6 protein-coding genes are annotated in these 10,450 nt (G+C 31.7%); all 6 read right to left on the bottom strand.

Annotated features, from left to right (window positions below; genetic code table 11):
- Window positions 1-397: 397 nt before the first annotated feature.
- The 6 genes from norB to ACXQH5_RS00810 all read right to left on the bottom strand — a co-directional run bounded on the left by norB (window position 398) and on the right by ACXQH5_RS00810 (window position 10,364).
- A complete protein-coding gene (gene norB, locus ACXQH5_RS00835) occupies window positions 398-1,789 on the bottom strand; it encodes a multidrug efflux MFS transporter NorB (protein WP_000414687.1) in 1,392 nt (463 codons plus the stop codon).
- 155 nt (window positions 1,790-1,944) lie between these two features.
- A complete protein-coding gene (locus ACXQH5_RS00830; RefSeq protein ID WP_000064778.1) occupies window positions 1,945-3,267 on the bottom strand; it encodes an APC family permease in 1,323 nt (440 codons plus the stop codon).
- Window positions 3,268-3,297: 30 nt separating this feature from the next.
- Window positions 3,298-4,338, bottom strand: a complete 1,041-nt coding sequence (tdcB, locus tag ACXQH5_RS00825; protein WP_000210828.1) for a bifunctional threonine ammonia-lyase/L-serine ammonia-lyase TdcB — start codon at window positions 4,336-4,338, stop codon at window positions 3,298-3,300.
- Between the two features lie 94 nt (window positions 4,339-4,432).
- Window positions 4,433-5,551: an alanine dehydrogenase gene (gene ald / locus ACXQH5_RS00820; RefSeq protein WP_000959419.1), complete on the bottom strand. Its 1,119-nt coding sequence runs from the start codon at window positions 5,549-5,551 to the stop codon at window positions 4,433-4,435.
- Window positions 5,552-6,025: 474 nt separating this feature from the next.
- Window positions 6,026-6,904 carry a 5'-3' exonuclease gene (locus ACXQH5_RS00815; RefSeq protein WP_001133012.1) on the bottom strand — a complete coding sequence of 293 codons (879 nt, stop codon included), beginning with the start codon at window positions 6,902-6,904 and terminating at the stop codon, window positions 6,026-6,028.
- Window positions 6,905-6,923: 19 nt separating this feature from the next.
- Window positions 6,924-10,364: a dynamin family protein gene (locus ACXQH5_RS00810; RefSeq protein WP_000608498.1), complete on the bottom strand. Its 3,441-nt coding sequence runs from the start codon at window positions 10,362-10,364 to the stop codon at window positions 6,924-6,926.
- Between the last annotated feature and the right edge of the window lie 86 nt (window positions 10,365-10,450).

Here is a 10,450-nt window from a genome sequence, read left to right as displayed (position 1 = left end):
AGCTATTGTTCACTCCTTATCTTGTTGTTATGTCTCTGTTGTGTTGTGAATGTATTTACTTTTGATTGCTTGTGTATTGTAATGCTCATTCCATTCTCATTTAAAAATTTAAAACGATGACGATTCAATACAATTTCGCAATCTATCCAAAAAGTATTGAAAAACATTACAACTATGTGTTGAACAATTTATTTATGCTACAGAATATAATAATACAAAATATATTGTAAGGTAAATTGAATTTGTGACAATTTATAATAATTATAAATAAAGTAGCGTAAAAGAGTAATAAAAAACCAATCCCTATGTTCATTTAAAATAATGACACATAAGAATCGGTTTATATTTTTGTTTAATATTGTAGCGACTTGTATGATTTCAATTTAATTCTCAATTATCATAATTGAGTGTCGTTTTGTTTAGGCACAAGTAACAAAATGATAACGAATGATAAAATTGCCATTCCTGCGTTTAACCATAATGCAATCATTGCACCTGTATAAATGTTTGTCATATTTGATACGATTGCATAAACTGCACCACTCAATGCGACGCCAAATGCTCCACCTAATGCAGAAGCCATTTTATAGATACCTGCAGCAACGCCTACTTTTTCTAACGGTGCATTTGCAATTGCTGTATCTGTTGATGGTGTAGCATATATTCCTAGTCCTAAACCAAAGAATAAATAACCTATAATACAACAAATGACATACAATATTTCTGGCAAAAATGTTAATGAAATGAGGCATTCTCCGACAATAAGAACTCCTGTTCCAATTAACATTGGTTTCTTGCATCCGAGTGTTTGAAGTAACTTTTCACCAACACGAATCATAATTAATACCATTACTAAATAAGTGATTGATAAACTTCCTGCTTGCAATGAAGAATATCCTAAACCTCTTTGAACAAATGTGTTGGCTACTATTAATGTTCCGGCAACACCATTTAACAAAAAGTTTGAAGCTGTTGCACCTGTGTAAGCTTTATTTTTAAATAATTTAAAATCGATTAAAGGATTTGTAGCACGCTTTTCAAGAACTATAAATAAACTAAAAGATCCAATTGCAATTGCTAATAAAGTGATAAAAAGAAGTGAGGTTACACCTAATTCTGATCCTTTAGTAATTAAAATATTTAAACTGAGGAGCATAATGACTAAAAGAACCAGACCTTTAATGTCAAATTTATTTAGAGAAATCGATTTAGATTTAGTTTCAGGTGTGCCTTTAATAAGAAACAGCGCAATTAATGAAATTATAATTGATAGGATAAAAATCCAACGCCAACCTAAAAGCGTTGCAACTGCACCTCCAAAAAATGAACAAACACCAGAGCCGCCCCATGAGCCAATTGACCAATAACTTAAAGCGCGTTGTCTATCTTTCCCAATGTAATATGACTTAATAATAGACAAAGTTGCAGGCATAATACATGCTGCTGAAAGTCCTTGAATTAATCTTCCTATAATAAGTAATAAAGGAATATTTGAAATAATGATTAATAATGAACCCAATATATTTAAGATAATACCAATGTTCGTGAGTTTAATTCTGCCATATTTATCAGCAAGACCACCTGCTCCTACTACAAACATTCCTGAAAATAAAGCAGTTATACTAACGGCGATATTAACCGTTCCAATATCTGTATTGAAACTATCTTCAAGTATTGGTACAACATTAACCAATGATTGTGCAAATAGCCAAAACGTTATTACACTTAAAACAATTCCTATTAACAACTTATTATTGCCTTCAAATGCCTCTCTTGACGGCTTTTCCATCTCTATTTGCCTCCCTATACTTTTGAAAACAGACAAATTCCATAACAGAAATTTGTCTGTTCGATAGAATAATTGAATGGTTTTTGATTTTAATGTGTAAAACTTTAAATTTATTAGTAGTCCATCCATTTATTCTCAATGCTAGTTATCTTACCTTATGCTGCTTTTTGTTTCTTCTTATAGTAATAAACTGGTATACCAAGTGCTGTTATTAGAATTCCAATGATTGCTAATATAAATTGTGTAAACAGTGTATTAATTAATACAAATGATCCTGCCAAAATAGCAATTAAAGGTATGATCGGATATAACGGTACTTTATATGGTCGCTCCATATTTGGCTCACGTTTTCTTAAAATTATTACCGCAACAAATGACATACAATAGAACAACCAAATAACAAAGATTAACATATTTGTAATCGTATCAAATGCTCCCATTGACATCATGATGATAGCGATTATAAGTTGGATAATTGCGCCAAACCATGGTGCGCCAGATTTTGTTAATTTTGCGAATAAGTGGCTAAATGGCAATAATTTTCTTTCAGCCATTGCATATGGTACGCGCATACCAGTCATAGTATAGCCATTGATCGTACCATAAACAGAAATTAATATACCTATTGTAATAATCTTACCGCCATTTTCACCAAATAATATTTTTGATGTATCTGAAGCTGCATTTAAATTACCAGCAAGTAGTTCTATTGGCAGTGTTAATAAGAATGTAGCGTTAATTAATAAATACACAGCCATAATACAACCGATACCAACTGAAATCGCTAAAGGTAAATCGCGTTTAGGATTTTTAAGTTCCCCCGCAACATTTCCTACATGAATCCAACCATCATATGCAAACATAGTTGCTAATAAACCACTACCAATTGCTGTAAAGAAACCATTTCCTGAATTACCTGTAGTTGGAATTAATGAAAAAGTAATATCTCCAGATTGAAAAATACCAAAAATTACGATAACGATGATTGGAATCAGTTTAATTACTAATGTAACTGATTGTAAAATTCCGCCTGCTTTTGAACCTAGGAAATTTATCAACACAATAGATAACGCTGATGCGATTGCTATCGGTATTAACGAACCTATAGATAAATGGAATAAATTAATTAACTGTGTCGCAAATACGATAGACAATGCTGCTACGTTAGCTGGAAAATAAATAAATGATTGCGCCCAACCTGATAGGAAGCCCCAGAAATCACCGTATGTATATTCTATATACTTCGTTAAGCCACCTGTTTCAGGGATTGCAGCAGCAAGTTCTGCTGCTGTTAACCCCGCACAAATGGTAATGATGCCGCCTAGGAACCATACAAACAAGGCCATTCCTGCTGTTCCTGTTACTTCTGTTACGTTTGATATTTTAAAGAATACTCCTGAACCAATAACTGTCCCCATAACAATAGCAAACGCTGAGAAGAAACCTATATTTTTTTGTAATTCTTTACCATTTGACATAATTACACCTCATTTTTAAGATTAAATGTTTTAACCTACCACACCCTTGCTTGTATCTGCAATATTCAGTCCATGTTCAATGACACCTGAAACTCTTGTTAAGTCAACATTCCCGCCTGAAACTAAAGCAACAACATTTTTATCTTCAAGCCATTTATTGTTTATTTTTCCACTTAAAATTGCAGCTGTTGGTAATGCGCCTGCACCTTCAGTAATAATTTTGGCACGCTGCATTAAATCTTTCATAGCATGTTCAATCTCTTCTTCTGTAACAAGAATAAACTCATCTACTAAATGTTTAACTACTTCATATGTTTGTTCACCAGGAACTTTTACATCACAACCATCTGCTATTGTGCTATCCACTCGATGTTCAGTTAAATCTCTCTTATAGAAAGACTCAGCCATACCATGAACATTCTCAGATTGAACACCGATAATATGAATTGAAGGGTTAAATGATTTTAATGCGGTGGCAATACCTGCAATTAATCCTCCACCGCCAACTGGTACGATGACTGTATTCACATTCCAAATATCATCTAAAATTTCTAAACCAATTGTTCCTTGGCCTGCCATTACAAACTTATCGTCATATGGATGAACGATTGTCATGCCATTTTCTTTCGCTAATTCTTCCATATAAAGTCTAGTTTCGTTAAAGTTTTTACCTTTTAAAATAACCTTTGCCCCATAGCCTTTCGTTGCTTGTTGTTTCGCTTGTGGTGCTGTTTCAGGCATTACGATAGTTGCATCAATGCCTAATAATTTAGCTGTTAAAGCTACACCTTGTGCATGGTTCCCAGCAGATGCTGCGATAATGCCTTTTTCTTTTTGTTCATCTGTTAAGTGATTAATTTTATTGCTAGCGCCTCTAAATTTAAAAGATCCTGTGAATTGCATATTTTCTAATTTTAGAAATACATTCCCTTTAGTTATACTTTGGCTTAAATACATTGATTTAATTAGAGGTGTTCGACGAATAAATGGTTTAATGCTTGCTTTAGCTTCTTCGATATCTCCTAAACTTACAATATGTGCTGTTTGTAATGTAACTGTGTTGGTTGTCATAATAATTACATCCTTCCGTTTTGTAAATTTTTAGTCCAAACAATAATGCTATATTTAAAATATTCATTTCACTCAATTTCATTTAAATTACTATCTATTCGATAACATTTAATATTTCTTTATAATCTAGGTCATGTGATGTAGCTAATCCTTGATTTGTCACTTGTCCTTGGTAAATGTTTACACCAGTACTTAATGCTTCATTATCTTTAATTGCTTGTTCTAAGCCTTTGTCACAAATTTCTAATATATAATCAATATTTCCTTGTGCTAATGCCATTGTTGAAGTTCTTGGGACTGCTCCTGGTTGATTTGGTACACCATAATGAATCACACCTTCTTCTTCATACACTGGATCAGAAATTGTAGTTGGTCTAATTGTTTCAATAGTTCCACCTTGGTCAATAGCTATATCGATTAATACTGAACCTTTTTTCATTGATTTAACCATCTCACGAGTAACCAATTTTGGCGGTTTCGCACCTGGAATTAAAATTGTAGAAATAAATACATCTGCTTTTTTAATTTGTTCTGCTAAATTTTCTGGTGTTGATTTGACTACTGTTACATCTTTTTCTGCATACATATCTTCAAGACATTTAATGCGGTCATCGTTTAACTCGATAATGATTACTTTAGCATTTAGTCCCAAGGCAACATTTGCTGCATTTGTTGCTGCTACTCCACCACCGAAAATCACATATGTACTACCAGGTATATCCACATTTTCATGTACACCAGTCACTAATGTACCTTGACCACCATGTTGTGCTTCAGAGTAGTAAGCTCCCATAATTGCTGAGCGTTGACCTGCTATAGCACTCATTGGCGCTAATAATTCTGCTTTTCCATTTTTTATAATGGTTTCACCACTAATCGCAGTTACACCAACTTCTTGCATTTTTTCTACTATTTCTTTTGAAGATGCTAGATGTAAAAATCCCCATATAATTTGATTCTTTTTGAAATATTGATATTCGCTTTCATGAGGTTCTTTTACTTTGATAACAAGATCTGCTTCCCATGCTTGTTCGTGAGTTACGATCTTAGCGCCTTCTTTTTCATACATATCGTTAGAAAATCCTGAACCAATGCCAGCATTTTTTTCAACAATTACTTTATGTCCTGCATCCGTTAACTTACGCACATTTTCGGGTGTGCAAGCTACACGTCCTTCACCTTGTTTTAATTCTTTGACTACTGCAACTAACATTTGCAACACTCCTCTTTCGTTTGTGAATAATTTCACAATTATTTTATCCTTTGGTTATGAATATGTAAATACCATTAATTAATTATTCATATTTTATCTATAATTTGTTAATAAATATTTAATATATTATTCTTATTCTTAAATATTATGTGCAATTATACCACTATATTTATTTCTTATACTCCATTTGATTTATAGTTGTATTAATACATTGACTCAAAAACTAATTAATAAAATCCATTTTTTTAATGAATAAAGTTGTAACTGTACTATTTTGTAGTGTATGGTAATTTATTTGGATGAAATATAATTCTTTAAACTCTATTGATTAATCAAATATGTATCAATCAAAATTCGGCTTATTTATTCACTTTGACATATCCAAATACGCAAAAAGACTATTTCTACCTTGTATCGATAGAAATAGTCTTTTTATACTTAATTGGTTTAATTTTTCATAAAATCTTATACTCTTTAAAAATGGGATGAAATATATTTTCCTGAAACATGTAATTCATGTTCGTTACAAATTGATAAAATATGATTAAGCGTTGTTGCAAATGACATTTTCTCAAAAAGCGCTTCACTATCAATTGGTACTTGTGTGTGAATTTCAGCCAGTCGCTTTGATAAATATAGTTCATCTAAATTGTCATTAATCTTATTACGTTGCCCAGCTGATAATGCATCAATGTTTTCAACCACATTTTCAACGCTTTGATATTGCTGAATTAACTTAATAGCCGTTTTCTCACCAATTCCTTTAACACCTGCATATCCATCTGCTGTATCACCCATAAACGCTTTAATATCGATTAGTTGTTGTGGTTCAAGGGCATATTCTTCGTTAAAACGATGTAATGTATATCTATTATAAATGTTAAATCCTTTTTTAATTAGCCAAACTTCAACATTGTCATTAATACATTGCAGTAAATCTTTGTCCCCCGTAATAATATAGACATCGTTATCAGTTGAATATTGTTGTGCTAATGTACCTATAACATCATCCGCTTCATAGTTTTTAACGCCAATATTTACAAAGCCAAATTGCTCTGAAATTTCTTTAACATAATCAAATTGTGGTATCAATTCTTCTGGTGGTGCAGAACGATTTTGCTTATAACCATCAAACATATCATTTCTAAAAGTTGATTGTCCCATATCCCAACATACAGCTACATGTGTAGGGCGTATTTCATGTATTGCCGAAAAGATATGACGCACAAATCCTTGTATTCCATTTGTAGGTATACCTTGTGAATTGTACATAAATTGTTTATGAAGACTTGTAGCGTAGAAATGTCTAAATAATAGCGCCATACCATCTACAAGTAATATTTTATTAGGCATTTAAAACGTTCCTTCTTTCTTAATATAAAATAGTTTTCAGTTGTTGATGTTTATCTTTCAATTGATTGATAAGTGTTGTATCTAAATCAAATGCTAATAAATCGTTTATTTGCGTTTGAATATTAGCTTCAAAACTTTCAAATTGCGATTCAGCTTCTACAGCCATTTGCTTTACATATAATTCAAGCTGTTGCCTCAATAATCCCATTTGTGGTTGTAATAATCCTAACGTACTTTGACAAATTGATTCATGTATATCTCTTTGCCCATTTGGATTCAAAATTTTACGTTTTGTCAATTGTTTAGGCAATGCATTTAGCATATCGTTGAAATCGATGTGCAATAATGGTTGCTCTATATTAGCTGATTCAAAGTTAAACTGAGGATTAACAATGACATGTAAATCTGCTAATTGTTGAACGATTGGTGCAATTTGCTCAGTGAGTTGCTTATTAAAGTATTTTTTTATACGTTCTGTAATTAAAGATTGCTCTAAAAACAATCGTTGATGAATTTGATCTAAGTATACTCTCGTAGACACTTTCTTTTCTTCATTAAAATCACTATTTTGCGTCATTTGAGAATTAAACACTGATTTAACATCGTCAAGTAGTTGTAGTTTTAAACGGGCATTTAAATGATAAACTTGTTCTTCAACTTCGTTGTCTGTATGTTGTAACGTCGCATCAATTAATTGATGTTGTAAACGCTGTTTATCTTTATAGACTGTTAACCTTTGTTGGCGACGTGAAATATCAGCTTTATTTGTTTCAAATTCTGTAATCATCTCTACATAAGAACGATCCATTTGTTGAAGCTGATGAATCATTTGTTGTTCTAAAATTGATTTAGATTCAACATCAACAAATTGTTGTATGCTTTGTTTTAATTGATCAATACCCTTATCTTCAGCTTGCAATGCATTTCGACTTGATACAGCAAAAATGTCTGATTGTAAGTGTACTTGTCTTAATGCATCTGATACATATGTTTCAACCGCTTCAAGATCATCTTGACTTTCTGCTAAATCAGCAGCATTAATTACCATTTTAAATGCTTGGTTTTCATTCAGTTGGTTCATATCTTTCATGTGTTCTATAAACGCCTTGTCATTATCAGTAAATGAATGATTAAAATAACTTACATACAATATTAAGTCTGAAGAAGTTAAAATTTGCTCGGTTTCATTTGTATGCCTTTGGTTATTTGAGTGTAGCCCTAATGAATCAACAATTATTTTACCTTTTAACCAATCATGCATTAATGCAATGTGTACTGTTTTAACAAATGTTGCGTATTCATCTTCTGCACTCCACTTTTTCAATTCTTGTTGATTAATGGCATGTTTTTCACCATTTTCTAACATATTGACATACAAATTATAATGTTTTTCAACTGCATGAACAAAAGCAAGTTGGTTTTTATTTAAATGTGATTTTAACTTTTCTAAATCTGAATTAATAAAGTCTTCTATAGTTGAAAAAGATATATTTTGGTATTCAACTACTGCATTAATTTCATCTAATAATTGCGATTGTGATTTTAGCGTTATATAACTCTCATCTCCATAAGATATTTCTGTAGTAGCTGCTGTAGTAGGATTTGGAGAACTGACTAAAATATGCTCGCCTAATAATGCATTTATCAAACTACTTTTACCCGCACTAAATGTTCCAAATACACCTATTTTTATTAATTTATTATCTATACGTGTTAATGTTTCGTGGATATCCTGCTTTGTACGCTTGAACAAAGGCACATCCGAAATTATATCAAGTGCTTTTTGAATATCTATAGACATATTTGTTGTAGCTGTATTTTGATTTAGCTGCTGATGATCACGATTATCCTGAGCATTATCAGTAGCCACTTGATATGTTGTCTCTTGTCGATCTACTAATTTATCTAGAGATTCATCTAAATGAATATAGTAGTGACGATAATTCTTAGTCGTCAATGACTGACGCAGCTCATTTAATTCTGTATAACGTTGATATTCTTTTAAATCATCACTTTCTTCTGTTGGTAATTCATCTGCCTGCACATTTTCTATTATTTCTTTAAAAATCGGTGTTGATTGTTGTTCAACATATTTCTTAATGGCTTTAACCACTTCGTCTGAAAATGTAAGTACATAAGTATTGCTGATTGATGTTTGTGGTTGATATAAACCTTCAATCATTTCCGGCTTAACGTCATAATGCTGATTTAATACTTTATCTGAAGCTTCTTTTTTATTGATAAAACGCGTAACAAATGACATATCTTCTCGCATTGGTTGACGAATTTGTTGATTAACATGTTCTTGTAACGCATCTGTCGCTGTTAATAATCGCTGTTGTCGAATTTGTAGCTTTTTCTTCTTTTTATTAAAAAGGCCGCCAACATTAAAGTCTTGAGACATACTCTCCAAATAACTTCGTAACATTTCTCTCATATTATGCGGCATAATGTATGCATTTTCTAAAATATTTTTACGCTTATTCTTTAAAAATGCCATTAATTCATCTGGATTATTTAAAAGTTGTGCCTCTTCACTAATTGCTTGATGTTGTTGACTATTTAAAAATGCTTGTTCAAACTCTGCTTCTTCGATACCTAAATCTTCTAGTACTTCCTGAATTTCAGACTGAATGTAATCTAGCTGAGCTTCGGTAATATATTCAACCGTTCTTGATGTATAATCCTCAATTGTCTCTCTATGTTGATCTAATGAAACTAGATAACTTGATAATGCTTCAAGTTCATTTTCAGGGTGATCAAATTTCGATACATAAAAGGTGCGTTCTAATTTAATACCCCAATCTGCAATTGATTTTTCAACTCGTGATTTAAACGTAGAGAATGACAATTCATCGTCTTGATGCTTGTCAATTTGATTAATGATAAACACAACAGGTATTCCAACATCATTTATATGCTTCATAAACTTAAAGTTAAGTTCAGATTGAACGTGGTTATAGTCAACCGTATAAAATATCATATTACTTGTATACATATATTGTTCTGTTATTGACTGATGTGATGCAACATTTGAATCAACACCTGGTGTATCTTGCAACGTAAACCCATTTTCAAATTTAGCTGATTGAAAATTAATTTCTACAGATTCAACGTCGACATTTTGGCGATTCATTTCCCTTACTTCATCATAATTAGATAATTTGGCATACGTTTGATTCGGCAAATTAGCAATAATATCGTGATTGTCTGAAACTGACACGATAGCAGTATTACTTGTCGTTGGTACAGGTGAACTTGGTAAGATATCTTGTTCAATTAATAAATTTATCAGTGTCGATTTACCTGCAGAAAAATGTCCAACGAACGAACATGTATATTGCTGCAAATATACTTTCTTAATTACTTGGTTAATTGTATGTAAAAGTGCTTCATTTCGCGACTTTTCAACTTCTTTTTTTAATTTATATAAAAGATCTAATTGTTCTTTATTAATCATGTTACTTTCCCCTTTGGTTCGTTCACATAGAAATACTTGCTTGTTAAAACGAATTCATACAATATCGATGTCCATTTAAACATAGA

The organism is Staphylococcus sp. SA22 (assembly GCF_054165785.1).
The sequence above is the reverse complement of the archived record's forward strand: the minus strand, read 5'-3'. Positions and strand labels throughout refer to the sequence as shown.

Excerpts from the sequence above, each read along its gene's own strand:
- ACXQH5_RS00815 (WP_001133012.1), bottom strand. The coding sequence starts at position 6,904 with ATGCCTAATAAAATATTACTTGTAGATGGTATGGCGCTATTATTTAGA.
- norB (WP_000414687.1), bottom strand. The coding sequence starts at position 1,789 with ATGGAAAAGCCGTCAAGAGAGGCATTTGAAGGCAATAATAAGTTGTTA.
- tdcB (WP_000210828.1), bottom strand. The coding sequence starts at position 4,338 with ATGACAACCAACACAGTTACATTACAAACAGCACATATTGTAAGTTTA.
- ald (WP_000959419.1), bottom strand. The coding sequence starts at position 5,551 with ATGTTAGTTGCAGTAGTCAAAGAATTAAAACAAGGTGAAGGACGTGTA.
- ACXQH5_RS00830 (WP_000064778.1), bottom strand. The coding sequence starts at position 3,267 with ATGTCAAATGGTAAAGAATTACAAAAAAATATAGGTTTCTTCTCAGCG.
- ACXQH5_RS00810 (WP_000608498.1), bottom strand. The coding sequence starts at position 10,364 with ATGATTAATAAAGAACAATTAGATCTTTTATATAAATTAAAAAAAGAA.